Source organism: Streptomyces sp. TP-A0874 (genome assembly GCF_001748085.1).
In the GTDB taxonomy this organism is placed as follows: domain Bacteria; phylum Actinomycetota; class Actinomycetes; order Streptomycetales; family Streptomycetaceae; genus Streptomyces.
This window is the reverse complement of the sequence record NZ_BBZK01000015.1, coordinates 25,748-49,860: the sequence shown is the minus strand read 5'-3', so window position 1 is coordinate 49,860 and position 24,113 is coordinate 25,748. Positions and strand designations below refer to the sequence as shown.

Genomic DNA, 24,113 nt, shown 5'->3' with positions numbered 1-24,113 from the left:
ACTGGGCGCCAAGCCGAGGGAGGAAGAGTGAGTACACCGACAGTGCGTCGACGCCGTCTCGGTGCCCAGCTGCGCGCGCTCCGAGACGACCGGGGGCTCACCCTGGAGGATGTGGCCGAGAAGTCAGGGAACTTCACGACCGCCAAACTCTCGCGCCTCGAAACGGCCCGGACCGCCGCCAAGGCGGCCGACGTCGAGACACTGCTCGACCTCTACGGGGTTGAGGATGATGAGCTGCGGACAGCGCTGCTCGCGCTCACCAAGGCAGGCGCTCAACGGGGTTGGTGGCAGTCCTACCGCGATGTCCTGTCACCCGTGTACGAGGACCTGATCAGCCTGGAGGCTGAGGCGTCCACTGTTCGCATGTGGCAAGCCGGCCTCATCCCCGGCCTTTTGCAGACCGGTGAGTACGCGAGGGAGATCACCACAGCGACCGCCATGTCAGCGGCAGTGGAGGCGCGCGTCGACGCTCTCGTGGAAGTGCGTTTGGCGAGACAGGCGGTGCTGACCCGGGAGCAGCCGCTCGATCTGTGGGTCATCATTGCCGAAAGCGCGCTACGTACACGGTGCCTCGGTGAGGGAGTGATGCGCGAACAACTCGCACGGTTGGACTCTCTCACGCGACGACCGAACATCAATATCCAGATCCTGCCGAGCGATGCCCCACCGCATGTGGGGCAGACGGGCTCGTACTCGATCCTGGGGTTCGAGGGCCACATGGATTTGGACGTCGTCCACGTCGAGAGCCTGACATCGTCTCTGTACATTGAGGACGGCGGACAGGTGAGCGTCTACCGGGACGCCTTCGAGCGGTTGCGTGCAGCCGCGCTACCGGTCGAGGAGTCCGCTGACCGCATCACACAGATGAGGAAAACGCATGAGCATTGACGACTCCTCGCAACTCGCCGTTGCCTGGTGGAAGTCCTCACACAGCGCCCAGACCGACTGCGTCGAGTTCGGCATCGTAGATGAGCGAGCGGTCGCGGTGCGGGACAGCAAGAACCCGACGGGGCCTGCCCTGCTGCTGTCACGGGGGCGGATAGCGAGTTTCGTGTCGGCTGTCCGCGACGGCCTCCTCGACGCATAGCGCAACGCGTAAGCGTGCCCTCGCCTGACGAACAGCGTCGGGTGAGGGCCTTCTTCAGGTCCTCGTCGGACTGGTCGAGGAGCTTGTGGCCGTCTGGGACGGCGAGCCGGCGCGGGGCTATGGCGGTACGGCGGACGTCGTCGCCCACGCCGAGCGGACCGGTGTGCCCGTGCGGATCGTCTGGCCGCGAGGGGCGGCGCGTGACTGAGGAGAGCCCCCGGCACCGCGCGGTGTTGCCCGCAGGGCGGTCGTCTCCAGAGGACCTCGTAGTCGGCGGCGCACCGCCACGATCCCGCGCCGTCCGGTAGCCGACTCGCACAACGCCGCCCGTCGGGTCCACTCGCCACCGGGCGCCGGGTCGTTAGGATCGGCCCCATGGGCGATTCCCTCCCCACCCCCAGCACCCCCGCCGGCCGTCAGGGGCTCGCAGCCCTGCTGGAGCGGCCCGAGCGGGCGGTGCTCGCGCTCGACTTCGACGGCACCCTGGCACCGATCGTCTCCGACCCGGACCAGGCCCGTGCCCATCCGGGGGCGGTGCCCGCCCTCGCGGCGCTCGCCCCGCGGCTGCTGTCGGTCGCGGTGATAACGGGTCGGCCCGCCGGGCTCGCGGTGCGCTACGGGGGCTTCGCCGGGGTCCCGGGACTGGACCGGCTGGTGGTGCTCGGCCACTACGGGTCCGAGCGCTGGGAGGCGTCGTCCCGGAGCGTCCGGGCCCCGGCCCCGCACCCGGGGGTCGCCACCGCCCAGGCCGAACTGCCCGAGGTGCTCGAGCGGGCCGGAGCCCCCGGTGGCACCCGGGTGGAGGACAAGGCCCGGTCGGTGGCCGTGCACACCCGAGGCGCCGCCGACCCGCAGGCCGCCCTCGAACTCCTGCGGGGGCCGCTCGGCGAGTTGGCCGGGCGGCACGGGCTGATCGTCGAGCCGGGCCGGATGGTCCTCGAACTCCGGCCGCCCGGTATGGACAAGGGCGTCGCCCTGGCCGAATACGTCCGGGAGACGGGTGCGGAGACGGTCTGCTACGCCGGAGACGACCTGGGCGACCTGGCGGCCTTCTCGGCGGTGGACGAACTCCGCGCGGAGGGCCGGGCCGGGCTGCTGGTCTGCAGCGGCAGCACGGAGGTGACGGAGCTGGCCGACCGTTCGGACCTGGTCGTGGACGGCCCCGACGGTGTGGTGGCGCTGCTGGCCGGGCTCGCCGACCGGTTGTCCTGACGGGGTTCGCGGGGAGCCGCGCCCGCCGGGGTACCGGCAGCGTCTGACCAGGTCAGCGGAGCGCTGCCAGCTGTTCCAGGAACCACTTCTGCGGCGGCAGGGCGGTGGCCGCCGCGGCCAGTCGCTGGCTCCGCTCGGCGCGCTCGGCCACCGGCATCGTCAGGGCCCGGTGGAGGGCGTCGGCGGTGCCGGTCACGTCGTAGGGGTTCACGGTGATCGCGTCCGCCCCCAGTTCCTCGTGGGCCCCGGCCTCCCGGGAGAGCACCAGCGCACAGCCCTCGTCGGAGACCACCGGCACTTCCTTGGCCACCAGGTTCATACCGTCCCGGATCGGGTTGACCAGCGCCACGTCCGCGATCCGGTAGGCGGCCAGCGAGCGGGCGAAGTCGTCCCGCACATGGAGGATGACCGGCTGCCAGTCGGCGGTGCCGAAGTCGGCGTTGATCGCCTCGGCCACCCGCTGGACCTCGGCGGTGTAGTCGCGGTAGACGGCCAGGTCCTGGCGGGACGGATAGGCGAAGGCGATGTGCACCACCTGCCCCTGCCACTCCGGCCGCTCGGTGAGCAGCTCACGGTAGGCGTTCAGTCCGCGCAGGATGTTCTTCGACAGTTCGGTGCGGTCCACCCGGACCACGACCTTGCGGTGGCCGCCGCCGATCTGCTCGTGCAGGGCGGCCATGAGTTCCTCCACATCGGGCCGCCGGGACCGCTCGTGCAGGAACTCCTGGTCGGCCCCGAGCCCGTGTACCCCGATCCGCGTGGCGCCGGCGGCCTCCTCGCCGAGCAGGTCCCGGCAGCAGGCGGTGAAGGCGTCCGCCCAGCGCTGGGTGAGGAAGGCGGCGCGGTCCGCCCCCAGCATGCCCCGCAGCAGCTGCCGTGCGATGTCGTCCGGGAGCAGCCGGAAGTACTCGGGCGGGGCCCACGGGGTGTGGGAGAAGTGGCCGATGCGCAGATCGGGGCGGCGCTCGCGGAGCAGCCCGGGGACGAGGGCGAGGTGGTAGTCCTGGACGAGCACCACGGCGCCCTCCGCCGCCTCCTGCGCGAGGGCGTCGGCGAAAGCGGCGTTGTACGTCTCGTACGCGGCCCACTGCCGACGGAAGTCGGCGTCGAAAACCGGTTCGAGCGGAGTCTGGTAGAGCATGTGGTGGACGAACCAGAGCACCGAGTTCGCGATGCCGTTGTAGGCGGTGGAGAAGACCTTCGGTTCGATGCCGAGCATCCTGACCCGCTGTCCGCCGCTGTCGTCCGGGTCCAACCGGTCCCCGCTGCGCCGTACCGCCTCCCGGTCGCCGTCGCCGAGGGCGGCGCAGACCCACAGCGTCTCGGTGTCGGCCTCGGTGCCGCTGATAGCGGAGAGACCGGAGACGAGTCCGCCGCCGCCGCGCTTGGCGGTCAGGGAGCCGTTCTCGGCCAGCGTGTAGGAGACGGGGCCGCGGTTGGACGCGACGAGGATGCGGGCAGCGTGCGCAGCGACCATGACGCGAGCCTAGCCCGTGACAGATCGACTCAAACGTGCCCGGCCCGGGCAGAGCTCCTCGGTGCGGGTGCGTAGCTCCGACGGGGGAGCGCCACCTCACGGGGAGTCAGTTCTCCCACTGGCGACGGTCAGGGCTTGACGCCGACCCCGACCCAGAGGCTGACCTCGCTGTCGGAGAGCGCCTCGACGGGCTCCGGCGAGGAGTGGCCGCCGTCGGCCACCGGGCGCCAGCGGTGAGCCACTTCCACTCCGGGCTCCAGCATCTCCAGACCGCTGAAGAACCGCTCGACCTCGCTCCGGGAACGGACCTGGGTGGCGGTGCCGGCCGCGGCGTAGATGGCCTGGATGTCCCCCCAGGTGCCGGGATCGAAGTCCGCGGTGCAGTGGGTTATGGCCAGTGTGCTCCCCGAGGGCAGTGCGCCCATCAGGCGGTCGACGGTGCCGTAGGGGTCCGTGCTGTCGGGGAGGAAGTGCAGCAGGGCGTTGAGGGAGAGAGCCACCGGCCGCCGCAGGTCGAGGGTGTCGGCCAGTTCTCCGGAGCCCAGGATCGCCTCCGGGTCGGTGGCGTCCGCCTGGATGTACGCGGTGCGGCCCTCGGGTGAGCTGGTGAGCAGCGCGCGGGCGTGGGTGAGGACGATGGGGTCGTTGTCGACGTAGACCACCCTGGCCTCTGGGGCGATCTCCTGGGCGACCTCGTGGAGGTTGGGCGAGGTGGGGATGCCGGTGCCGATGTCGAGCCACTGGCGTATCCCGAGGTCCTCGGCGAGCACTCTGGTGACCCGGTGCAGGAAGGAGCGGTTCTCCTTGGCGCAGACGAAGACGCTGGGCCAGGTCTCCGCGACCTTCTCGGCGGCCGCCCGGTCCGCCGCGTAGTTGGTCTTGCCGCGCAGGTAGTAGTCGTACATGCGGGCGGAGTGCGCCCTGTCGAGCCTCAGGTCGATGGACCGGGGGTCGCCGCCGGCGTCGTGCTGGGCCACGGTCGCGCCTTCCGAGGGTGGGGGGTGTCCTTTGGTATGGAACGCTGCGCCGCATCGTAGTCGTTTCACTGCTGCAAGTAACAAGTGTTCTGGTGGAACTCCCCGGAGGAAAAGGGCCATTCGGCTGCCGCGGCGGTGAGCGAGCGAGGCCGCCCTCCGGGAGAGCGACATGATTCGGCCACCCGTGGTGCCGGCCTCGCCGGTGCCGCCGGCCGAGGGGGCCTTCCGGGCCAAGAGTCCTCGGTGGTCGGCCGGGTGGCGGGGGAGCGGTTGGTCTCGCCCCCATTCATGCCGGAGTGACGGTATGTGGGGTGGTACTCGATGGGTTTCGGCTCGGCGGTTCCGTCGGCGTTATGTCCGGTGGACCGCTGAAGTCCCCGAAGAAGTGTGTGTGCACCGGAATCAGCTCGGCTGTCCGCTCCCGGCTAGCGACGATGAGCGAACAACTCCGTTCAGAAATTGGCTCGTTCTATATGCGGTCGATCAAGCTGTGGCTATGCTGCGAACCGATCAGCACTGCCGTAAGGATCTAAGGGTTGTCTCGGTCGCCCTGTCGGCCAGGGCGGCCGAGACAACCCTTAGGCAACAAGTGCCCCAACAGGCAACGTTCGCCCGTCGCGACGCCCGACGCGCGCTCTCGCCGACACCGGCCGGAAGTCCGAGTACCAGTACGAGCTTCTGACCGGCGCGCCGCGAGCAGCCGCCGGAAGCCGCCCTTCCACGGGCGAACGTTGCCTGCTGTGGCACTGGTACCGCCTCAGGCCCACGGCCGGTCGCCTGTTCGCTTGCCTCCGAACAGCGTTCTCAGGCTGATCCCGCCCCCGATTCCCTTCCCATGGTTCGAGGATGTCAATGGTTCGTTCCGGAGAGTCATCCGGAGAACACCGACCGGCGTCAGCCTGGCCCGGTGTGGCCGCCAGTGGCCTGCTGATCGCGGCCACGGTGTTGATCTGCTTCCTGGTCCACCCCGCCGCCCGCGTCCCGGTCGCCTGGTGCGGTGGCGTCGCGCTCGTGCTGCTGTGGGTGGCGACGGCCGTCACCAGACGCCGGCTGCTGGCCCACTCCGCCGCACTGGCGGGCCGCGCCGACGAACTGCAGCGGCAGAGCGAGCGCCAGGACGCCGACATGCTCCTGCTGGCCGAGCAGGTGCTGCCGGACGCGGTGGAACTGCTGCTGCAGGGCGCCTCGGTGGAGGAGGTACTGCACCAGGTCAGCTCCGACCCCGACCAGGGGGTCTCGCTGCACGGGGCGAGGACCGCGGTGGTGCGCACCGTCCTGGAGGCGGTCGCGGCCGAGGAGGGGCTGCGCGACTCGGCACAGCGCGCCTTCGTCAGCATCGCCCGCCGGGTCCAGGCGATCGTGCACCAGCAGGCCGAGGAAGTCCGGGAGATGCAGAACCGGCACGGCAGCAACCCGCAGGTCGTCAAGGACCTGATGCAGCTGGACCACTACAACGCGCTGACCGGTCGACTGGCGGACGGCGTCGCCGTCCTCGGCGGAGCCCGCTCCGGACGCCGCTGGAGCAGCGCCTTCCCCCTGGTCACCGTCTTGCGCGGGGCGATGTCGCGGATCGCGGACTACCCGCGTGTGACGCTGCACCCGGTCGGCGACATCGCCGTGGTGGGGCCCACCGTCGAACCGCTCATCCACGCCGTCGCCGAACTGCTGGACAACGCGACCCGCTACTCGCCGCCGCAGACCCAGGTGCACCTCTCCGCCACCGAGGTCCAGTCCGGTATCGCGGTCGAGATCGAGGACGGCGGCCTGGGGCTCAGCGCCGAAGGCAGGACGCGCGCCGAGGTCATGCTCAGGCAGGCCCAGGAAGGCATCGACCTCGACGACCTCGGCGAGACGCCGCGGCTCGGCCTGGCGGTCGTCGGACGTCTGGCCCGGGCCAACAACTTCCGTGTCTCCCTGCGGGAGTCGGCCTACGGCGGCGTCCGCGCCGTGCTCGTCATCCCGCGCGAGGCGCTGACCACCGAGCCGGCCGACGGGCGTCTGTACGGCATCGCCGCGGCCGCCGGCGCCACCGCCCGGCCCACCAAGCGTCCGACGATGGGCGGCACCCCTCAGCAGACCGCCAGCGGACTGCCGCAGCGCACCGGCCGGAGCAGGCAGCCGGCCGGGATGGTCAACGGAAGCCCGCGCCGCACCACCGGGGGCCTCCCGCAGCGCAGCAGCCGCCGGCGCCGGACGCAGGACACCGCGCCGCCCACGGGGCCGCTGACCGGGACCTCCGGGATGGAGCCGGACCGGGGTGCGACGGCCGCCACGGACCAGCCGGCGCGTCCCCCGGGCGAGTGGCTGGCCGCCTTCACCAGCAGTCAGAGCGAAGACAGGACGCCCCCGGAGCGGCCGCAGAGCGACGGCGACGGGGCCGAGCAGAAGAGGGAAGAGCTGTGATCCAGCAGAACATGGACTGGATGCTCAAGGACCTGGCATCCAGTGTCCCTCACACACGCCATGTGGTCGTGTTGTCGGCGGACGGTCTCTGTATGGCCAGGTACGACACCGAGATGGACACCGCCGACCGGTTGGCGGCGGCGTGTGCCGGCCTGCAGAGCCTGTCGGCCGCTGTCGGGGCGGAGTTCCCGCACGGCGACGGCGTCATGCGCATGGTCGTCATCGAGGTCAGTGGCGGCTTCTTCTATCTCATGGCGGCCGGTGACCGGGCCTACCTGGCGGTCCTGGCCGACGATGGGGTCGATTCCGGGCTGATGGGGCAGCGCATGCGCGACCTGGTGGCCCGTATCGGCGAGCACCTGACGAGTCCACCCCGCGATGGCAGGTAAGGCACATGAGCACACCGGAGGAGAGCGAATGGGACGAAGGGCGACCCGACCGGTTTTACGTCATCACCGGCGGCCGGAGCGGCACGGGAGAGGAACCGCTTGACCTGACGACGCTCATCTGCGCGGAGTCGCCCCCCGACTCCCGTATGCAGCCGGAGCGCGCGGCGATCGTGCGCCTGTGCAGCTCTCCACTCTCCGTGGTGGAGATCTCCTCCTACCTCCACCTCCCAGTCAGCGTGATCACCGCTCTGCTGGCCACCCTGCTGGAAGAGGGCCATGTGAGCGCCCGGTCGAGTATTCCGGCCGCCCTGCTACCTGACCGTGAACTGATCCAAGCGGTGATCCATGGACTCGAACAGCTTTGAGACGATAGACCAGCCGAGGGCCGAGGACCGGCTGCCGGCATCGGTGAGTACGTCAGCCAAGATCGTGGTGGTGGGCGGATTCGGGGTCGGGAAGACCACCATGGTGGGCGCGGTGAGCGAGATCCGGCCACTCACCACCGAGGAGACGATGACCCAGGCCGGGGTGGGGGTGGACGACACCGCCGGAGTGGCCAGCAAGACCGAGACCACGGTCGCGATGGACTTCGGCCGCATCAGCATCAGCGACAGCATGGTGCTCTACCTCTTCGGAACCCCGGGCCAGGAACGCTTCTGGTTCCTCTGGAAGGGCCTCTTCGAAGGGGCGCTCGGCGCGGTCGTCCTGGTCGACTCCCGGCGGCTGGACGTCAGCTTCGACGTCCTGGGCCGACTGGAGGACCTGGAGATGCCGTTCGTCGTGGCGGTCAACAACTTCCCCGACTCGCAACAGCACTCCATCGAGGAACTGCGGACCGCTCTCGACCTGCCGCCCGCCGTGCCGATCCTGTACTGCGACGCGCGGGACCGGTCCTCCAGCCGGGACGTACTGCTCCGGCTGATGCACTACCTCTACTCGTTGACCGCGGCCTCCGAGGTCTCCTGACCCCGGACCCGTCCGACCACCACACGACGACGCCATGGCGTCCCCGGCGGCGCGGTGCGCCCGCCGGGGGCCGGGGGGCCGTCCCCCGGCCCCCCGGCGGGTCAGGCGACGCGGCCCGCGGCCCGCCGGGCCAGGTACTCCGGCACGGTCACCATCGGCGGACGCTCCTCCGTCGGCACCTCGTGCACGTTCGGCTCGAAACCGCCCTCCGCGGAGCGGTGGAACTGGGTCAGCAGCGGGCGCACCGGCCCGCTCCCGGCGAACCGCTCGCGGCCCGCCAGCCGGGCCTGCGCGGTGCGGTAGATGGTGGCGGCCATCCGACCCAGCGCCGGGTCGTCCTGGTGGCGGTGGTGGCGCACACCGACATCCACCTGGGCGAGCGCGTCCAGACCGACCAGCTCCAACGAGTCGACGAGCATGCCCAACTCGACCCCGTAGCCCACCGGGAACGGTAGCCGTTCGAGCAGCGAGCGGCGGGCCGCGTACTCGCCGCCGAGCGGCTGCACGAAGCCGGCCAACTGCGGCCAGTGCAGGTTGAGCAGAGGCCGCGCGACCAACTCCGTGACCCGGCCGCCCTGCCCGCCGCCGTTCTCCAACGGCCGGTCGTAGACGGCCTTGACCAGCTGCAGCTCGGGATCGGTGAGCAGCGGGCCGACGATGCCGGAGACGAAGCGGGAGCGGAAATTCCGCAGGTCGGAGTCGACATAGCAGACGATCTCGCCGCTGGTGACCAGCAGCGACCGCCAGAGCACCTCTCCCTTGCCCGGCAGCGCGGGCAGCCGGGGCAGCACGGAGTCGCGGTGCACCACCCGGGCCCCCGCCTCGGCCGCCACCCCGGCGGTCCGGTCGGTGGAGCCGGAGTCCAGCACCACCAACTCGTCGACGAGCGGTGTGCCCGGCGTCATCAGCTCCTCGCGGATCGTCCGGACGATCGAACCGACCGTGGCCTCCTCGTCCAGGGCCGGAAGCACCACGCTGATCGTCCCCGCCGCGCCCGCCGCCTTCTTCGCGGTGAGCAGCAGCTCCAGCGAACGGTCGGCGGCCGACCAGGAGCGCCGATCCATCCAGCGTTCGACCTCTTCCAGCACGTGCTCTCGTCTCCCTGGTGTCAGTGATCTCCCGAGGCCATCTCGGGTTTCGGACGGCGGCTCGACCGCCCCTGCCCTTCGGTTACAGTCTTGAGCAATGCGTGTCGGGCCTCCACACGGGGGCCGCCGCGCGAACAAATGCCCGAGTGCTCCGCACCCGGTGCCATACCGCTCATCCAGAGGGGCAGAGGGAACGGCCCGTAGAAGCCCCGGCAACCATCCCGTCGGTCTCGTGTCGGTGGACGCGCTCAGCGTCACCGCGGCGCGAGGCTCCCGACGAGGGGAAGGTGCCAATTCCGGCTCATGGCGAAGTACGCCGTGGGAAAGATGAGGAGAAGGAGCCTCGCCTACATGGCTGCGCCAACCACCACACACGCCGAGAACACCCGGGACACCGCGGACGCCGTCGATCTGGGGCCCGCCGCGGCGCTCTCCTGCCGGGAGTGCGGGGAGCGCTCCCCGCTCGGCCCGAGCTTCGCCTGCCAGGCCTGTTTCGGGCCGCTCGAAGTCGCCTACGAGCTGCCCGAGGGCGACCCGGAGGCCCTCCGGCGGCGGATCGCCGCCGGGCCGGACAACATCTGGCGCTATGCGCCGCTGCTCCCGGTGCCCGCCGACGCCGCCGCCCACCCCAGCCTGAACCCGGGGTTCACCAAGCTGGTGAAGGCCGAGAACCTCGCCCGCGAGCTGGGGATCGAGGGCGGGCTCCACATCAAGGACGACTCGGGGAACCCGACCCACTCGTTCAAGGACCGGGTGGTGGCGATCGCCGTCGAAGCCGCCCGGGCCTTCGGCTTCACCACCCTGTCCTGCTCCTCCACCGGCAACCTCGCCGGGGCCGTGGGAGCCGCCGCCGCCCGGGCCGGACTGCGCTCCTGCGTTTTCATCCCGCACGACCTGGAACAGGGCAAGGTGGTGATGGCCGCGGTCTACGGCGGGGACCTGGTCGGCATCGAGGGCACCTACGACGACGTCAACCGCTTCTGCAGCGAACTGATCGGGGACCCGATCGGCGCGGACTGGGGTTTCGTCAACGTCAACCTGCGCCCGTACTACGGCGAGGGCTCCAAGACGCTCGCCTACGAGATCTGCGAGCAGCTCGGGTGGCGGCTGCCGGACAACCTCGTCATCCCGATCGCCTCCGGATCCCAGCTCACCAAGATCGACAAGGGGCTGCGGGAGCTCGTCCGGCTCGGGCTGGTCGCCGACAAGCCGTACCGGATCTTCGGCGCCCAGGCGGAGGGGTGCTCCCCGGTGGCGCGGGCCTTCAAGGAGGGCCGGGACGTCGTACGGCCGGTGAAGCCGGACACCATCGCCAAGTCGCTGGCGATCGGCAACCCGGCCGACGGCCCCTACGTGCTGGACATCGCGCGGCGGACCGGCGGGGCCGTCGAGGACGTCGACGACGGGCAGATCGTCGAGGCGATCCGGCTGCTCGCGCGCACCGAGGGGATCTTCGCCGAGACCGCCGGTGGAGTGACCCTCGGGGTGCTGCGGAAGCTGCTGGCGAGCGGCCGGATCGATCCGGCCGAGGAGACCGTCGTGCTGAACACCGGCGACGGGCTGAAGACCCTGGACGCGGTGGCCGAGACCGCCGGACCGTCCGCCATCATCCGTCCGGATCTGGACTCGTTCCGAGAGGCAGGACTCGCATGAGCGTCAACGTTCGCATTCCGACCATTCTGCGCACCTACACCGGTGGCCGGTCCGAGGTGACGGCCGAGGGCGCCACCCTCGCCGACGTCCTCGCCGACCTGGAGCGGAACCACGAGGGGATCGCCGCCCGGGTGCTGGACGAGAGCGGGAAGCTCCGCCGGTTCGTCAACGTCTACGTGGGCGACGAGGACGTGCGCTTCGCCGAGGGGCTGGAGACCCGTACGCCGGACGGCGTGGGGGTGTCGATCATCCCCGCGGTCGCCGGCGGCTCCGGACACCTCCGAGCACAGCCCGAAGGTCCGGGCGCCTGAGCCGAGGAGTGGGCTGCCCCCTCCGCCGACAAGCGGAGGGGGCAATTCCATGCCCTTGAGCGCGGTACAGTTGTGGCGATCCCCGCGTTGGCCCTCGGTGGCCCGTTATGAAAACGCGACAAGATGCATCTGAAGTGTGAATGCCATTTGTCGCGTAAGTGCGTTTTGCCTGGCCCGAGTTGCCCGGAGATCCGCGGAATTGCGGGGAGATCTTCCTTTGCGGGCCGTCAGAATTCTCGTCCTGGTGGCCTGTTGCAGAGGGCAGCTATGCAGATACATTCAGCCGCGGTCGACGCGTTCCGGCGCACGCCCCATGGGGGTCTCTCCCTTGCTGTCCGGGTATGGGAGGGCTCAGGTGTGGCGAGGTCTGACCCGGGTCCGCGGAGTGCGGTCCTGCGCAAGGGCCAGTAATAGGGGAGTTAGGGATGGCTCAAGGCACCGTCAAGTGGTTCAACGCGGAGAAGGGGTACGGCTTCATCGCGGTCGACGGTGGTGCGGACGTCTTCGTGCACTACAGCGCGATTCAGATGGACGGCTACCGCACCCTCGAAGAAGGTCAGCGGGTCGAGTTCGAGATCTCGCAGGGCCAGAAGGGGCCGCAGGCGGACATGGTCCGCGTCGCCGGCTAGCGCGACTGATCCGATCGAGAGAGGGGTCCGCGTCCCGACGGGGCGCGGGCCCCTCGGCCTTCCCGGGAGCGGGTCGCGCGCCCGTCGTCGCCCGCGGCGGGGTCCTTCGGTGGCCGGCCGTCAGCGGTGCCCGCTTGCACTCGGATGGGTCGAGTGCTAATCATTGCGTTAGCACTCTCCTAGTGAGAGTGACAGAAGGACCGGGTCGGTGAGGTCCGCAGGCCGTCGGGGCAAGGAACCGAACGGCAGGCAGGCCGTCCGTCGCGGGCGCCAGCGCGGTCCGGAGAAATCCTCCCCCCTTAGGCCGGGGGGACCCCAAAGTCCTGGGAGGACCACTTCACATGGCCAAGACCATCGCGTTCGATGAGGAGGCACGGCGCGGTCTCGAGCGCGGGATGAACCAGCTCGCTGACGCCGTCAAGGTCACCCTTGGCCCCAAGGGCCGCAACGTCGTCCTCGAGAAGAAGTGGGGCGCCCCCACGATCACCAACGATGGTGTCTCCATCGCCAAGGAGATCGAGCTCGAGGACGCGTACGAGAAGATCGGCGCCGAGCTGGTCAAGGAGGTCGCGAAGAAGACGGACGACGTCGCCGGTGACGGCACGACGACCGCGACCGTCCTGGCCCAGGCGCTGGTCAAGGAGGGCCTGCGCAACGTGGCCGCGGGTGCCAACCCGATGGCCCTCAAGCGCGGTATCGAGCAGGCCGTCGAGGCCGTCTCCGCCGCCCTGCTGGAGCAGGCCAAGGACGTCGAGACCAAGGAGCAGATCGCTTCCACGGCCTCCATCTCCGCCGGCGACCCCCAGATCGGCGAGCTCATCGCCGAGGCGATGGACAAGGTCGGCAAGGAAGGCGTCATCACCGTCGAGGAGTCGCAGACCTTCGGGCTGGAGCTGGAGCTCACCGAGGGCATGCGCTTCGACAAGGGCTACATCTCGGCCTACTTCGCCACCGACATGGAGCGTATGGAGGCGTCGCTCGACGACCCGTACATCCTGATCGTCAACTCGAAGATCGGCTCGGTCAAGGACCTGCTGCCGCTCCTTGAGAAGGTCATGCAGTCCGGCAAGCCGCTGCTGATCATCGCCGAGGACGTCGAGGGCGAGGCGCTCTCCACCCTGGTCGTCAACAAGATCCGCGGCACCTTCAAGTCCGTCGCGGTGAAGGCCCCGGGCTTCGGTGACCGCCGCAAGGCCATGCTCGGCGACATCGCCATCCTCACCGGCGGCACGGTGATCTCCGAGGAGGTCGGCCTCAAGCTGGAGAACGCCGGTCTCGACCTGCTCGGCCGCGCCCGCAAGGTCGTCATCACCAAGGACGAGACCACCATCGTCGACGGTGCCGGCGACAGCGAGCAGGTGCAGGGCCGGGTCAACCAGATCCGCGCCGAGATCGAGAACTCGGACTCGGACTACGACCGCGAGAAGCTCCAGGAGCGGCTCGCCAAGCTGGCCGGCGGCGTGGCCGTCATCAAGGCCGGCGCCGCGACCGAGGTCGAGCTCAAGGAGCGCAAGCACCGCATCGAGGACGCGGTGCGCAACGCCAAGGCCGCCGTCGAGGAGGGCATCGTCGCCGGTGGCGGTGTGGCCCTGCTGCAGACCGTCTCCGTCTTCGAGAAGCTCGAGCTCGAGGGTGACGAGGCCACCGGTGCGCAGGCCGTCAAGCTGGCGCTGGAGGCCCCGCTCAAGCAGATCGCGGTCAACGCCGGCCTTGAGGGCGGCGTCATCGTGGAGAAGGTCCGCGGCCTGACCCCGGGCCACGGCCTGAACGCCGCGACCGGCGAGTACGGCGACCTCATCGCCGAGGGCGTCATCGACCCGGCCAAGGTCACCCGCTCCGCGCTGCAGAACGCCGCGTCGATCGCCGCGCTCTTCCTCACCACCGAAGCGGTCATCGCCGACAAGCCGGAGAAGGCCGCCGCGGCCGCTCCGGGCGGTATGCCCGGCGGTGACATGGACTTCTGATCCCTCAAGGATCAGCCGTCCAGGCGACGTACCGAGGGCGGCACCCCCTGACCGGGGGGTGCCGCCCTCGCGCCGTTCCCGGCGCCTGCTCCGAGCGTCGGCGGGAGCCCGCGCCGTGTCGTCCGAAAACCGGGTGCGGAGCATCGGCCGGTGGTGTGGGATCGGGCCATGGCCATGGTGTTGGGTAAGCCGGGAGTCGACGGGTTGGACGGTGCCCTGGGCGCGCTGCGCGACTGGCAGTACGACGGGGCCCCGATGCAGCTGCACCCGGGCGATGTGGGCTGGTACTGGCGGTTCGGGGCGGAGGCGACGGCCGCGGCGGTCCGGACCTGGAGCCGGGACGGACGGATCCTCGCCGTCGGACTGCTGGACGGCCCGGGCCTGCTGCGGCTGACGATCGCGCCGGACGCCCGGCGGGACGAGGAACTGGCGCGGCGGCTCGTCGCGGACCTGAGCGAGCCGGGGCGCGGTGTACTGCCGGAGGGGAAGGCGTACGTCGAGGCGCCGGCGGGCGCGCTCGTCCAGAAGCTGCTCTCCGCGGCCGGCTGGGACACCGACGAGCCGTGGACCCCGCTCCGCCGCGACCTAGCGGAGCCCGTCCGGGACCCGGGCGTGCGGATCGAGGTGACCGGACCGGAGCGGGTGCCCGAGCGGACCGCCGTGCACCGGGCCTCGTTCGACAGCCCGACGTTCACCGACGAGCGCTGGCACGCGATGGCCGCCGGAACGCCGTACGCCGACGCCCGGTGCCTCGTCGCGTACGACGGCCGGGGCGAGGCGGTGGCGGCGGTGACGGTGTGGTCGGCCGGGCCGGGGAAGCCCGGGCTGCTCGAACCGATGGGCGTCCACCCGGAGCACCGCGGTCACGGCTACGGAAGGGCGATCACCGTCGCCGCGGCGGCCGCGCTCCGGAAGCTGGGCTCGTCGAGCGCGCTCGTCTGCACCCCGAGCTCCAACGCCGGCGCCGTCGCCACCTACGCGTCGGGCGGCTTCCAGCGGCTCCCGGAGGTCCGGGACCGACGCCGGGACGCCTGAGGGCGGTGCGTGGGCCCCGGTGGGTCTTCCGACGGTCACGTCCGCCGGAACACCGGGCCACGGTCCGCGTGCGCCGGACCGGGACCGCCGCACGCCGACCGCCATCGCTCCCGCCGCCGTGCACCCGGGACCAACCGGGGCGGGAGAGGCCCTCCGCCCGTGTTCAGTCCGCGGTCCGCGACAGCGCCTCACGCAGATGGCCCGAGGTGGCCGCGAGCAGTTCGGCCGCCCGCTCGGGCGCGGTTCCGGTGAGGATCACCAGGATGGCGTTCTTCACCTCGCCCCCGGTGGCGGTCAACGCCGCGTCCACCTCCTGCTCGGAGGCGCCGGTGGCCAGCGAGACGATCCGGCGGGAACGCGCCCGGAGCTTCTCGTTCGACGCCCGGACGTCGACCATCAGGTTGCCGTAGGTCTTGCCGAGCCGGATCATCGCGATGGTCGAGATCATGTTCAGCACCAGCTTCTGAGCGGTGCCCGCCTTCAACCGGGTGGACCCGGTGAGCAGTTCCGGGCCGACGACCACTTCGATGCCGTGCTCCGCGGCGGCGGCGAGCGCCGAGCCGGGGTTGCAGGACAGCCCGATGGTGAGCGCGCCGAGCCGCCGGGCGTGCTCGACCGCCCCCACGGCGTACGGGGTGCGGCCCGAAGCCGAGATGCCCACCACCGCGTCCTGGGCGGTGAGCCCGATGCGGTCCAGGTCCTCGGCGGCCAACTGGCGGCTGTCCTCGGCCCCCTCGGCGGAGCTCACCATCGCGGACGGGCCGCCCGCGATCAGCCCGACGACCTTCGTCGGGTCGGTGTTGAAGGTCGGCGGGCACTCGCTGGCGTCGAGGATGCCGAGCCGGCCGGCGGTGCCGGCGCCGATGTAGATCAGCCGTCCGTCGCCGGCCAACCGCTGCGCCACGGCGTCGATGGCGGCGGCGATCTGCGGCAGCCGCTCCGCCACGGCGGCCGGTACGGAGGCGTCCTCACCGTTCATGATCTTCGCGATCTCCGGGGTGGGGAGCCGGTCGATCTCGGCGAACTCACTGCGGAAGGCCTCGGTGGCGAGGGTGTCCAGCTGGGCCCGAAGCTCACCGAATTCGGGGCTCGCGGAGTCGGCGGTGGAGGTCATGGATATGGGGCTCTACTTTCGCTGGGATCCGTGGGTGACAGAGCAACGACGGGAGGAAGCAACGACGAGGAGGGAGGTTCGGTCACTGCCGAGGGCTGTGCCGGTGCGCCAGCGCCTCGTAGGACGCGGAGAGCGCGGGCGCCGCGGTCTGGTAGGTGCGCTGCGCCACCCCGACGAACAGGCAGTCCACCACCAGCAGTTGGCTCGTCCGGCTGGACATCGCCGCCGGCCGCAACTCGCTCTCCCGGGCGTTGGAGGTGGGCAGCAGGTGGTCGGCGTACTGCGAGATCTCCCCGTCCGGGCGACCGGTGATGGCGACGGTCGTCGCCCCCTGGTCGAAGGCGGCTCGCAACGGTTCGATGACGTCCACCGTGCGCCCCGAGTGGCTGATGGCCACCGCGACGTCCCCCGGGCGCAACTGCACGGCGTTGGTCACCGCCAGATGGGTGTCCGGGTGCGCGTGCGCGATCAGACCGATGCGCAGCAGCTTCTGCGCCAGGTCCTGCGCCACCAGGTTGGAGGCCCCTATGCCGTACACGTCCACGCGGCGGGCGGTGGCCAGCGCCTCGATCACCGGCTCCAACTGCGCCGCGTCCAGCCCCGCCGCGGTGTCGGCGAGGCACTGCCGCTGCTCCTCGGCGAGCTTGGCGACCACATCGTCGATCGGGTCGTCGACGGCTATGTCGGCGGTCACCGCCGGCGGGTTCCCGGACTGCTGCTGGGCCGCGAGACCGGCGAGCGCCAGCCGGAGGTCCCGGTAGCCCGGATAGCCGAGGACCCTGGCGGTGCGGACCACGGTGGCCTCACTGGTGCCGGTACGCTCGGCGAGACCGGTGACGGTGAGCGCCGCGCAGCCGGCGGGGTCGGCGGCCACCGCTTCGGCCACCCGCTGCATGGAACGGGTCATCGACGGCCCCAGCGTCCTGACCTTCGCCGCGAGCGCGGCCGGCGGGGGGAGCACGGCGGGGGACGGGCCGGACGACGGCGGCCTGGTGAAACTTTCCTTCAGGTCGCTGCTCATATTTGAAATCTATTTTCATCGGCGGGTGGCGTCAACCCCTCCGCCGCGCCGGCCGCGTCCGCGGTCGCGGAAGATCCGCCGCGAGGTGCTCCCGGCGGACCGAAGCGGGAGGATGGGGGCATGGAGTTGGAACAGGCGCTACACGCGGCCCGGGCGCTGGTGCTCGCCGATCTGTCGGCCGACGATGTGGCGGTCGCCGACGTGGTGTCGCTGGTCGAGGACGCGGTGGCGCACCGGCGGTGGTGGGTGGAGCAGTGGCCGGAGGGGGTCGGCTTCGTGGCGGGCCTGGTCGCCCAGGACGTGCAGGACGCGCTGCTGGAACGGTACGGACGGTGGCCGCTCTGCCCGGTCTGCACGGACCTCAACGACCCGCACCCGCTCGACATCCAGCCCGAGCTGGGCACCGACCCGCACTGGGTCTGCCCGAAGACCGGGGTGGCGGTCGCCCGGATCGGCGCGCTGAACAGCGTGCGGAGGGGCTGACCGGGTGACGGTCTACATCGACCCGCCGAACTGGCCGGGCCACGGGCGCATGTGGTCCCACCTGATCAGCGACCGCTCCTTCGGGGAGCTGCACGCCTTCGCCGCACAGCTCGGTGTGCCGCCGCGGGCCTTCGAACGCGACCACTACGACCTGCCGAGCGAGTGGTACGCCCCGGCGGTGACGGCCGGCGCGGTGGAGATCGGTTCCAAGGAGCTGGTGCGGCTGCTGCACGCCGCCGGCCTGCGGCGCCCCAAGGGCAGGTGTGCGCCCGCGGTCGGCGTCCGTGCCACCTTGGAGTCCCGATGAGCCGCCCTCGCTACGCGGATGCGGGCTACGGGCGCTGCGGCACCTCCTGCCGTGGGAGGGAGGAGGCGACCAGGCGGCTGCTCTCCCGGCGCTGGTAGCGCAGCGAGACGGCCGCCGTGCCCAGTGCGAGGGCGGTGAGCACGGCGCCCGCCCACCCCGTGGCGGCGAATCCGAGGTCGGCGTCGATGACCGTGCCCCCGATCCAGGGGCCGCCGGTGTTCCCGAGGTTGAACGCGGCGGTGGTGGTGGCACCGGCCAGGGTCGGGGCGGCGCCCGCGACGTTGAACATCCGGGCGTTGAGCGCCGGGGCGGTGTAGAAGGCCGAGATGCCGAGCAGGAACGAGACGGCGACGATCACCACCGGCAGGCCGGCGGTCAGGCCGGCCGTGACGAGCAGCAGCGTCGAGGCCCCGGTGCCGGTGAGCAGCACCCCGAACAGATGGGCGTCCGCCACCCGGCCGCCGATGGCGGCGCCGATCACCGCGCCGATGCCGAAGAGCCCCAGCACCATCGGAACCCAGTGCTCGGCCAACCCCGCGACCTCGGTGAGCAGCGGGGCGAGGTAGCTGAAGAAGCAGAACGTGCCGCCGGCCGCCAGCGCCACCGTGGCGATGGCGAGCCACACCTGACGCTGCCGGAAGACCATCAGCTCCGTACGGACCCGGGGCCGCTCCGCCGGCAGCGGAATGGCCGGAACGAGCGTGACCACCCCGACGAGGGCCACCGCGGAGGCCGCCGCCACCGCCCAGAAGGCCGAGCGCCAGCCCAGGTGTTCACCGAGGAAGGCACCGGCCGGCACCCCGAGGACGTTGGCGACGCTCAACCCGCCGATCATCACCGCCATGGCGCGGGCCCGGGAGGTCACCGGGACCATCGCGATCGCCACCGCCGAACCGACCGCCCAGAAGCCGGCGCAGGCCAGGGCGCTGACCACCCGGGAGGCGAACAGCAACGGGTAGTCCGGTGCGAGCGCGCCGGCGACCTGACCCACCCCGAAGGCGGCGAGCAGGGCGACCAGCGTGGTCCGGCGCGGCAGTCGCAGGGTGGCGATGGCGAGCAGTGGCGCGCCGACCACCATGCCGATGGCGAAGGCGGAGATCAGCAGGCCCGCCTGCGGGATGGTGACCTCCATGTCCTCGGCGATCGGCGGCAGCAGCCCGGAGAGCATGAACTCCGAGGTGCCGAGGGCGAAGACGGAGAGGCCGAGTACGTAGACGGCTATGGGCATGCGGGAATCGCTGTCTGACACGGTCGTTGGCAGCGCGGCACCGGCCGCGGTTATTCCTGGGGCGGCCGGCGGCCCAGCGGAACCAGCTGTTCCGGAACCTCCGGCTATTCCTGGGAACCCAGCAACTCCAGCTCGGTCAGAACGTTGCGACGGGCGATCGACTCCCAGCGGCCGTGCCCGGCAGGGGTGCGGAACAGCCGGGGGAGCGCCAGGAGATCCCGCAGGACGGCCGCCCGCCCCTCCCGGAACTCCGCGTCGGGTACGAAGCCGTACTCCTGCCGGACGGCCGCCGCGTACGTCGCGTAGGCCTCGGGGGGCCCGGCGAGGACGGCGAGATCGGCGTCACAGAGCACCTCGCCTTCGCGGTCGCCCGGCGCGGGGTCATGGCGCACCGTCAGACGCACCAACCGCGCCGCCTCCGCGGTGCGGGCCGGATCGACCCCGGCCTCCGGCAGCGCCCGCTCGGCGAGACGGGCGCTGCGCTCCTCGTTCTCCGAGCGGTCGGGACGGTAGACGGCGTCGTGGAACCAGGCGGCGAGCCGCACGGTGTCCGGGGAACCGCAGTGGTCGGCCAGCTCGTCGACCCGGTCGAGGACGGCCGCCAGATGGCGGGTGGTGTGGTAGTGCCGCTGCGGCTCCGACCAGCGGGCCAGCAACTCCTCCCCGAACGGTGTGGGGTCCGGAGCGGTGTCCTGCCGGCAGCGGCGCAGCAGCTCGCTCCAGCGGGTGAGGAGGGGATCGGCCATGATCCCCATTGTGGGCCAGAACCGCCCCGATTCCGTGCCCGCAAAGCGCCGTCACCGGGTTTCGGTGCGGTACGGCGTATGGCAGTCTGGGGTTATGTCTAGACCATTGCTCGAGGTCATCGCCCTCGACGCCCGGGACGCGGCCGCCGCGCAGGACGGAGGGGCGGACCGCCTTGAACTGGTCGCCGACATGGATGCCGGCGGACTGACCCCGCCCGGCCGGGTCTTCTCGCAGGTCCGGGCCGCCGTCGACCTCCCCCTGCGGGTGATGCTCCGGTCCCGGGGCGACTTCGCCGCCGGCGACATCGACGCGCTCTGCGCCACGGCCGAGTCACTGCTCGAACAGGGCGCCCGGGAGTTCGTCCTCGGCTTCCTCGACGCCCACCACCACGCCGACCTGGTGGCGGTGGAGCGAGTGGTCGAGGTGATCGAGGGGTGCCCCTGGACCTTCCACCGGGCCATCGACCACGCCGCCGACCGGGACGCGCTGCGCAAGCAACTCGCCGACCTGCCCGGGCTGGACGCCTACCTCACCGCCGGCGCCCCGCAGGGCGTCGACACCGGTCTCACCACCCTGCGGACCGAAGCCTCCCGGAGCGGCCAACCGGGTTACGAACCCCGGCTCATGGTCGGCGGCGGTCTTAGGCTGGAGCACCTCGCCGAACTCCGGGCGGCCGGGGTCGGCGCCTTCCACATCGGCGGCGCGGCCCGGCCCGAGGGCTGGCGGAGTCCGGTGGACGCCGCCGCCGTCAGGGCCTGGCGCGAGCGGTTGTGAGCCCCGCTCGCCGGAGGCCGGTAGCTCTGCCGCCGTCGGGGGGCGGGCGCGGTGCAGCGGGCGGGTTCCGGTCGGGGCCGCGCGGTCGTCACCTGCGGACTTTGGGCCTGGTATAGGCCTTTGGGCCCTGTCGGTGGGCCCCCGTGCCGCCGTTACGGTTCCATCCCCGGCGGGCGTAGGGCCCCCGGTGACGCGAGCGAACCACGTCGAGGTGACACGTTGAAGCACAGGGACCGGATACGCCGCGGAACGCACACGGGCGCGGGGCAGACGACGGTCGAGTACCTGGGGATGGTGGGCCTCATCGTCCTCGTTGTCGGCGCGCTCCTCAGCACCGCCGTCGTGGGAGACGTCTCCAGCACCGCACACCGGAAGATCTGCCGCGCCTTCGGTGCCGACTGTGGCTCCGACAACGATGTCGACGGTGCGGGCGACGGTGACGGCGGTGAGCAGCACTCCGATCCCGACGGAGACGTCGAGCCCGCCACCGCCTCCGGGGAGGACAACAGCGGGCACGACGGCGAATCCGAGGGCAAGGCCGAGGGCGGCAACGGGAACGCGCTCCCCGAGCTGTGCTTCGAGCCCCGGGAGCGGGCCTCGAACTCGAACATCTCCGTCCCGGGCAACGGCCCCGTCAGCACGGCGGCCGCCTGGGGCTACTCCTGGCTGGTCAACTTCGTCATCGACAAGATCAACAACGAGAAGAAGAAGGAGAAGCGGGTCCAGAAGGCGATCGAGGACCTCGCCTACTGCCTGCCCGACCACAACATCGTCATCGCCCAGCCGCACGAGGGCAACCTCCAGGAGATGGACGGTGCGGCGCTGATCGAGACTGTCGACATCAGCGGTACGACGTACCGTGTCTACGCGTTCAAGAGCGGCAAGTTCACCTGGGCGGACGATGCCGACCTCGGCTGGAAGAACCGCGGGTTCCGCGGCTACTACGACGTCAGCGACGACCGGCGCACCGTCACCTTCGAGGAGCCGCCCCGTCGCAAGCGGAAGAAGGACTGGAAACCCGGCGACGAGGGCTGCCAGATCGAGGGGGAGGAACTGCCCGACCGGAGCCGGTACTACAACACCTACTCCCCACTGGACAAGGAGGCGTCGGCCCAGGCGGTCCGGATGCTGGTGAACGACATGCGCCGCTGCTTCCCCGACTACAACGTGGTCGCGATGCACTCCGAGCAGTCCTCGCACTGGGTCGACAAGCCGGACTCCTTCATCCACGAGGGCAGGTACCGGCTGAACTCCACCAAGTACCACGATGACGAGACCGGGGACGACATCGAGTCCGGCAGGGCCGTCTTCGACCTCTACGTCTTCGACAAGGGCACCTTCAGCAACGACGGCGACGGCGGCTACATCAACTGGGCCTTCTACGGCGACTTCGACCGCGACGGCGGGAAGGTGACCTTCGAGCAGCCGGAACCCGCCGACCTCGACGCCGACTCCTCCCTCACCGGCAAGGGCAAGGTCAACTTCAACGACGGGAAGCCGAAGTACACCGACGGCGGGCCGTACCCCGGTACCGACTACTCCGGCAAGGTGCCGGGCGACGACGCCGAGCTGACCCATTCACTGATCGAGGAGTACAGCCGCGCCTTCCCCGACACCAACATCATCGCGGTGAAGTCGTTCAACGACCTCTCCTTCTCCGGGGTGTCCGGTCTCGAACACCTCGCGGTGGTCGACGGTGTCGACGTGTTCGCCATCGACGAGGGGACCATCACCAACAAGGGCGACGGCGGATGGAAGAACTGGGGCTTCGCGGGCACCTTCGAACGCGGCGAGGACTCGAAGGAGGTGACCTTCCGCAGCCGGTGAGGCCGGTCGCGGGGAGGGGGAATCCCCGTCCAGCACTCTCAGTATTGCGATGCCTCCGCGCCCCCTCAGCCTTGTGAGGCCGGCCACTCCCCGCGGCGAACCGACGAAGGGGCGCTGGGGACGGACCCGCCTGGGAAAGGTGGTCCGCCACCCGCCACCTGCCCGCCAGGATCAGGCGCCCTCGCTGGGAACGTCCGGTGCGTGGACGGCACGCGGCAGGCGAGCCGGAGATGGCCGCTGAGCCGGCCGGGGACCAGTTACCGACGCCGGCCCGAAGCAGCCACCGAGCGGTGCCGGCCTTCTGCACGGCGGCGTTTGTCGACGCGCCGGAGCGCGTCCGGCAGGACGCTCTCAGAGGTCGAGCACCAGCCGGGGCGTCTTCGACCGGCCGACGCAGATCATCATCGTCTTGCCGCGCTCCCGCTCCCGCTCGCTCAGCAGCGTGTCGCGGTGCTCCGGGACGCCCTCCAGGACCCGGGTCTCGCAGGTGCCGCAGAAGCCCTCCTCGCAGGAGGACATCACCTCCGGCGCCACCTCGCGGATCGTGTCGAGGATCGAGCGGCCCGGCGGGACCGTCAGGACCTCGCCGGAGCGGCGGAGTTCGACCTCGAAGGGGCTCTCCGCACCGTCCGCGTCGCCCGACTCGCCGGAGTCCGCGTCCGAGTCGGCGGTCACCGGTGCGCCGAAGCGCTCGAAGTGCAGCTCGAACGCGGCCCCGCTGTCGGCATGACGCTGCTGCACGGCGGTGAGCAGCCCTTCCGGTCCGCAGCAGTACACGGCGGTGTTCGGCTCGACACCGGTGAGCAGCGCGTCGAGGTCCAGCGGCCCGCGCTCGTCCTGCGGCACGAACTCGATCCGGTCGGGCCCCAGCCCCCGCAGCTCCTCGGTGAACGCCATGGACGACCGCGACCGGCCGCCGTACGCCAGCCGCCAGTCCAGTCCCCGGGCGCTCACCTCCCGCACCATCGCCAGAATGGGTGTGATGCCGATGCCGCCCGCGATGAAGAGGTGGTGCTCCGCGTCGGCCAGCGGGAAGCGGTTGCGGGGGCCCCGGACCGAGACCGTCCTGCCGACGAGGGCGGTCTCGTGGATCTCGCGGGAGCCGCCGCGGCCGTCCTCGACCAGCAGCACGGCGACCGTGTAGCCGTGCCGGTCCTCCGGGCGCCCGCAGAGCGAGTACTGGCGGACCAGGCCCGAAGGCAGCACCAGGTCCAGGTGGGCGCCCGGGCTCCAGGGCGGCAGCGGAGCGCCGGAAGGGTCGACCACACGCAGCGACAGCACGCCGTCGGCCTGCCAGCTGACGTTCTGCACCAGGAGTTCGCGCACCGCCTCGCTGCCGCCGGTGCTCGGGTCGGCTGGGGTGTCGGCGGCGGCGAGCGGTGCCGGGGGAGGGTTCAACAGGTCGGTCATCGGTATCGCAA

General features: G+C 71.2%; 25 protein-coding genes and 1 riboswitch. Of the genes, 17 read left to right on the top strand and 8 right to left on the bottom strand.

From position 1 onward, the window contains the following. Nucleotides 1-27: 27 nt before the first annotated feature. From BGP73_RS21210 to otsB, 4 genes are all read left to right on the top strand, one after another. Complete coding sequence (locus BGP73_RS21210) at nucleotides 28-888, top strand: helix-turn-helix domain-containing protein (RefSeq protein ID WP_069817367.1); 861 nt, start codon at nucleotides 28-30, stop codon at nucleotides 886-888. After that, nucleotides 878-1,087, top strand: a complete 210-nt coding sequence (locus BGP73_RS21205; RefSeq protein ID WP_069817365.1) for a DUF397 domain-containing protein — start codon at nucleotides 878-880, stop codon at nucleotides 1,085-1,087. Before BGP73_RS21210 ends, BGP73_RS21205 begins: the two co-directional genes overlap by 11 nt. Before the next feature lie 85 nt (nucleotides 1,088-1,172). Then, a complete protein-coding gene (locus tag BGP73_RS23805; protein WP_280138218.1) occupies nucleotides 1,173-1,295 on the top strand; it encodes a hypothetical protein in 123 nt (40 codons plus the stop codon). 167 nt (nucleotides 1,296-1,462) lie between these two features. Further along, nucleotides 1,463-2,299 carry a trehalose-phosphatase gene (gene otsB, locus BGP73_RS21200; RefSeq protein ID WP_069817363.1) on the top strand — a complete coding sequence of 279 codons (837 nt, stop codon included), beginning with the start codon at nucleotides 1,463-1,465 and terminating at the stop codon, nucleotides 2,297-2,299. Nucleotides 2,300-2,351: 52 nt separating this feature from the next. On the opposite strand, the gene BGP73_RS21195 is transcribed toward otsB, so the two are convergent. Together BGP73_RS21195 and BGP73_RS21190 are read right to left on the bottom strand one after the other, a co-directional pair. Continuing rightward, nucleotides 2,352-3,776, bottom strand: a complete 1,425-nt coding sequence (locus BGP73_RS21195) for an alpha,alpha-trehalose-phosphate synthase (UDP-forming) (RefSeq protein ID WP_069817361.1) — start codon at nucleotides 3,774-3,776, stop codon at nucleotides 2,352-2,354. A gap of 128 nt (nucleotides 3,777-3,904) precedes the next feature. Next, nucleotides 3,905-4,753, bottom strand: coding sequence for an SAM-dependent methyltransferase (locus BGP73_RS21190; RefSeq protein ID WP_069817359.1), 849 nt, complete (start codon nucleotides 4,751-4,753; stop codon nucleotides 3,905-3,907). Nucleotides 4,754-5,662: 909 nt separating this feature from the next. Between BGP73_RS21190 and BGP73_RS21185 the strand changes: the two genes are divergently transcribed. Genes BGP73_RS21185 through BGP73_RS21170 form a run of 4 tightly spaced genes read left to right on the top strand, consistent with a single transcriptional unit; the run spans nucleotide 5,663 to nucleotide 8,511 of the window. Then, entirely contained in the window at nucleotides 5,663-7,156 is a 1,494-nt protein-coding gene (locus BGP73_RS21185; protein WP_244501304.1) for a sensor histidine kinase, read from the top strand. An 11-nt stretch (nucleotides 7,157-7,167) separates the two neighbouring features. Continuing rightward, nucleotides 7,168-7,545 carry a roadblock/LC7 domain-containing protein gene (locus tag BGP73_RS21180; RefSeq protein ID WP_170837910.1) on the top strand — a complete coding sequence of 126 codons (378 nt, stop codon included), beginning with the start codon at nucleotides 7,168-7,170 and terminating at the stop codon, nucleotides 7,543-7,545. A gap of 5 nt (nucleotides 7,546-7,550) precedes the next feature. Further along, entirely contained in the window at nucleotides 7,551-7,910 is a 360-nt protein-coding gene (locus BGP73_RS21175) for a DUF742 domain-containing protein (RefSeq protein ID WP_069817353.1), read from the top strand. Next, entirely contained in the window at nucleotides 7,891-8,511 is a 621-nt protein-coding gene (locus BGP73_RS21170) for a GTP-binding protein (RefSeq protein ID WP_069817351.1), read from the top strand. Before BGP73_RS21175 ends, BGP73_RS21170 begins: the two co-directional genes overlap by 20 nt. A 101-nt stretch (nucleotides 8,512-8,612) precedes the next feature. Here BGP73_RS21170 and BGP73_RS21165 read toward each other — a convergent pair whose 3' ends face one another. After that, complete coding sequence (locus BGP73_RS21165) at nucleotides 8,613-9,599, bottom strand: glucosyl-3-phosphoglycerate synthase (protein ID WP_069817349.1); 987 nt, start codon at nucleotides 9,597-9,599, stop codon at nucleotides 8,613-8,615. Between the two features lie 169 nt (nucleotides 9,600-9,768). Beyond that, nucleotides 9,769-9,933, top strand: a riboswitch (SAM riboswitch). A gap of 17 nt (nucleotides 9,934-9,950) precedes the next feature. Between BGP73_RS21165 and thrC the strand changes: the two genes are divergently transcribed. From thrC to BGP73_RS21140, 5 genes are all read left to right on the top strand, one after another. Next, the gene (thrC, locus tag BGP73_RS21160; protein WP_069817347.1) at nucleotides 9,951-11,252 is read left to right on the top strand and encodes a threonine synthase; all 1,302 of its coding nucleotides are present in this window, start codon (nucleotides 9,951-9,953) and stop codon (nucleotides 11,250-11,252) included. Next, nucleotides 11,249-11,563, top strand: a complete 315-nt coding sequence (locus BGP73_RS21155; protein WP_069817345.1) for a MoaD/ThiS family protein — start codon at nucleotides 11,249-11,251, stop codon at nucleotides 11,561-11,563. Before thrC ends, BGP73_RS21155 begins: the two co-directional genes overlap by 4 nt. 425 nt (nucleotides 11,564-11,988) lie before the next feature. After that, on the top strand, nucleotides 11,989-12,192 hold the full coding sequence (locus tag BGP73_RS21150; RefSeq protein WP_003986833.1) for a cold-shock protein: 204 nt from the start codon (nucleotides 11,989-11,991) through the stop codon (nucleotides 12,190-12,192). 341 nt (nucleotides 12,193-12,533) lie between these two features. Then, nucleotides 12,534-14,156: a chaperonin GroEL gene (gene groL / locus BGP73_RS21145; RefSeq protein WP_069817343.1), complete on the top strand. Its 1,623-nt coding sequence runs from the start codon at nucleotides 12,534-12,536 to the stop codon at nucleotides 14,154-14,156. Between the two features lie 168 nt (nucleotides 14,157-14,324). Then, a complete protein-coding gene (locus BGP73_RS21140; protein ID WP_069817442.1) occupies nucleotides 14,325-15,191 on the top strand; it encodes a GNAT family N-acetyltransferase in 867 nt (288 codons plus the stop codon). 163 nt (nucleotides 15,192-15,354) lie between these two features. On the opposite strand, the gene murQ is transcribed toward BGP73_RS21140, so the two are convergent. Next, nucleotides 15,355-16,305 carry an N-acetylmuramic acid 6-phosphate etherase gene (gene murQ, locus BGP73_RS21135; protein ID WP_069817341.1) on the bottom strand — a complete coding sequence of 317 codons (951 nt, stop codon included), beginning with the start codon at nucleotides 16,303-16,305 and terminating at the stop codon, nucleotides 15,355-15,357. 82 nt (nucleotides 16,306-16,387) lie between these two features. Beyond that, nucleotides 16,388-17,326: a MurR/RpiR family transcriptional regulator gene (locus BGP73_RS21130; protein ID WP_069817339.1), complete on the bottom strand. Its 939-nt coding sequence runs from the start codon at nucleotides 17,324-17,326 to the stop codon at nucleotides 16,388-16,390. Nucleotides 17,327-17,446: 120 nt separating this feature from the next. Here BGP73_RS21130 and BGP73_RS21125 point away from each other — a divergent pair, with 120 nt between their 5' ends. Then, complete coding sequence (locus tag BGP73_RS21125) at nucleotides 17,447-17,809, top strand: hypothetical protein (protein WP_069817337.1); 363 nt, start codon at nucleotides 17,447-17,449, stop codon at nucleotides 17,807-17,809. Nucleotides 17,810-17,813: 4 nt separating this feature from the next. Beyond that, nucleotides 17,814-18,116 (top strand): DUF4031 domain-containing protein, encoded by a 303-nt coding sequence (locus BGP73_RS21120; RefSeq protein ID WP_069817335.1) that lies wholly within the window; start codon nucleotides 17,814-17,816, stop codon nucleotides 18,114-18,116. A gap of 25 nt (nucleotides 18,117-18,141) precedes the next feature. Here BGP73_RS21120 and BGP73_RS21115 read toward each other — a convergent pair whose 3' ends face one another. After that, nucleotides 18,142-19,344, bottom strand: a complete 1,203-nt coding sequence (locus BGP73_RS21115; RefSeq protein ID WP_069817333.1) for a Cmx/CmrA family chloramphenicol efflux MFS transporter — start codon at nucleotides 19,342-19,344, stop codon at nucleotides 18,142-18,144. Nucleotides 19,345-19,448: 104 nt separating this feature from the next. Further along, nucleotides 19,449-20,099: an HD domain-containing protein gene (locus BGP73_RS21110; protein WP_069817331.1), complete on the bottom strand. Its 651-nt coding sequence runs from the start codon at nucleotides 20,097-20,099 to the stop codon at nucleotides 19,449-19,451. A gap of 85 nt (nucleotides 20,100-20,184) precedes the next feature. On the opposite strand from BGP73_RS21110, the gene BGP73_RS21105 reads away from it, so the two are divergent. Further along, nucleotides 20,185-20,865 carry a copper homeostasis protein CutC gene (locus BGP73_RS21105; protein WP_069817330.1) on the top strand — a complete coding sequence of 227 codons (681 nt, stop codon included), beginning with the start codon at nucleotides 20,185-20,187 and terminating at the stop codon, nucleotides 20,863-20,865. A 219-nt stretch (nucleotides 20,866-21,084) separates the two neighbouring features. Continuing rightward, complete coding sequence (locus BGP73_RS23800) at nucleotides 21,085-22,692, top strand: hypothetical protein (protein WP_069817328.1); 1,608 nt, start codon at nucleotides 21,085-21,087, stop codon at nucleotides 22,690-22,692. A gap of 351 nt (nucleotides 22,693-23,043) precedes the next feature. Here BGP73_RS23800 and BGP73_RS21095 read toward each other — a convergent pair whose 3' ends face one another. Beyond that, entirely contained in the window at nucleotides 23,044-24,102 is a 1,059-nt protein-coding gene (locus BGP73_RS21095) for a PDR/VanB family oxidoreductase (protein WP_079127744.1), read from the bottom strand. Nucleotides 24,103-24,113 lie beyond the last annotated feature (11 nt).

Excerpts from the sequence above, each read along its gene's own strand:
- BGP73_RS21125 (WP_069817337.1), top strand. The coding sequence starts at position 17,447 with ATGGAGTTGGAACAGGCGCTACACGCGGCCCGGGCGCTGGTGCTCGCC.
- BGP73_RS21180 (WP_170837910.1), top strand. The coding sequence starts at position 7,168 with ATGGACTGGATGCTCAAGGACCTGGCATCCAGTGTCCCTCACACACGC.
- murQ (WP_069817341.1), bottom strand. The coding sequence starts at position 16,305 with ATGACCTCCACCGCCGACTCCGCGAGCCCCGAATTCGGTGAGCTTCGG.
- BGP73_RS21105 (WP_069817330.1), top strand. The coding sequence starts at position 20,185 with ATGTCTAGACCATTGCTCGAGGTCATCGCCCTCGACGCCCGGGACGCG.
- otsB (WP_069817363.1), top strand. The coding sequence starts at position 1,463 with ATGGGCGATTCCCTCCCCACCCCCAGCACCCCCGCCGGCCGTCAGGGG.
- BGP73_RS21115 (WP_069817333.1), bottom strand. The coding sequence starts at position 19,344 with ATGCCCATAGCCGTCTACGTACTCGGCCTCTCCGTCTTCGCCCTCGGC.
- BGP73_RS21155 (WP_069817345.1), top strand. The coding sequence starts at position 11,249 with ATGAGCGTCAACGTTCGCATTCCGACCATTCTGCGCACCTACACCGGT.
- BGP73_RS21140 (WP_069817442.1), top strand. The coding sequence starts at position 14,325 with ATGGCCATGGTGTTGGGTAAGCCGGGAGTCGACGGGTTGGACGGTGCC.
- BGP73_RS21095 (WP_079127744.1), bottom strand. The coding sequence starts at position 24,102 with ATGACCGACCTGTTGAACCCTCCCCCGGCACCGCTCGCCGCCGCCGAC.
- BGP73_RS21130 (WP_069817339.1), bottom strand. The coding sequence starts at position 17,326 with ATGAGCAGCGACCTGAAGGAAAGTTTCACCAGGCCGCCGTCGTCCGGC.
- BGP73_RS21150 (WP_003986833.1), top strand. The coding sequence starts at position 11,989 with ATGGCTCAAGGCACCGTCAAGTGGTTCAACGCGGAGAAGGGGTACGGC.
- BGP73_RS21205 (WP_069817365.1), top strand. The coding sequence starts at position 878 with ATGAGCATTGACGACTCCTCGCAACTCGCCGTTGCCTGGTGGAAGTCC.
- groL (WP_069817343.1), top strand. The coding sequence starts at position 12,534 with ATGGCCAAGACCATCGCGTTCGATGAGGAGGCACGGCGCGGTCTCGAG.
- BGP73_RS21195 (WP_069817361.1), bottom strand. The coding sequence starts at position 3,776 with ATGGTCGCTGCGCACGCTGCCCGCATCCTCGTCGCGTCCAACCGCGGC.
- BGP73_RS21110 (WP_069817331.1), bottom strand. The coding sequence starts at position 20,099 with ATGGGGATCATGGCCGATCCCCTCCTCACCCGCTGGAGCGAGCTGCTG.
- thrC (WP_069817347.1), top strand. The coding sequence starts at position 9,951 with ATGGCTGCGCCAACCACCACACACGCCGAGAACACCCGGGACACCGCG.
- BGP73_RS21175 (WP_069817353.1), top strand. The coding sequence starts at position 7,551 with ATGAGCACACCGGAGGAGAGCGAATGGGACGAAGGGCGACCCGACCGG.
- BGP73_RS21170 (WP_069817351.1), top strand. The coding sequence starts at position 7,891 with ATGGACTCGAACAGCTTTGAGACGATAGACCAGCCGAGGGCCGAGGAC.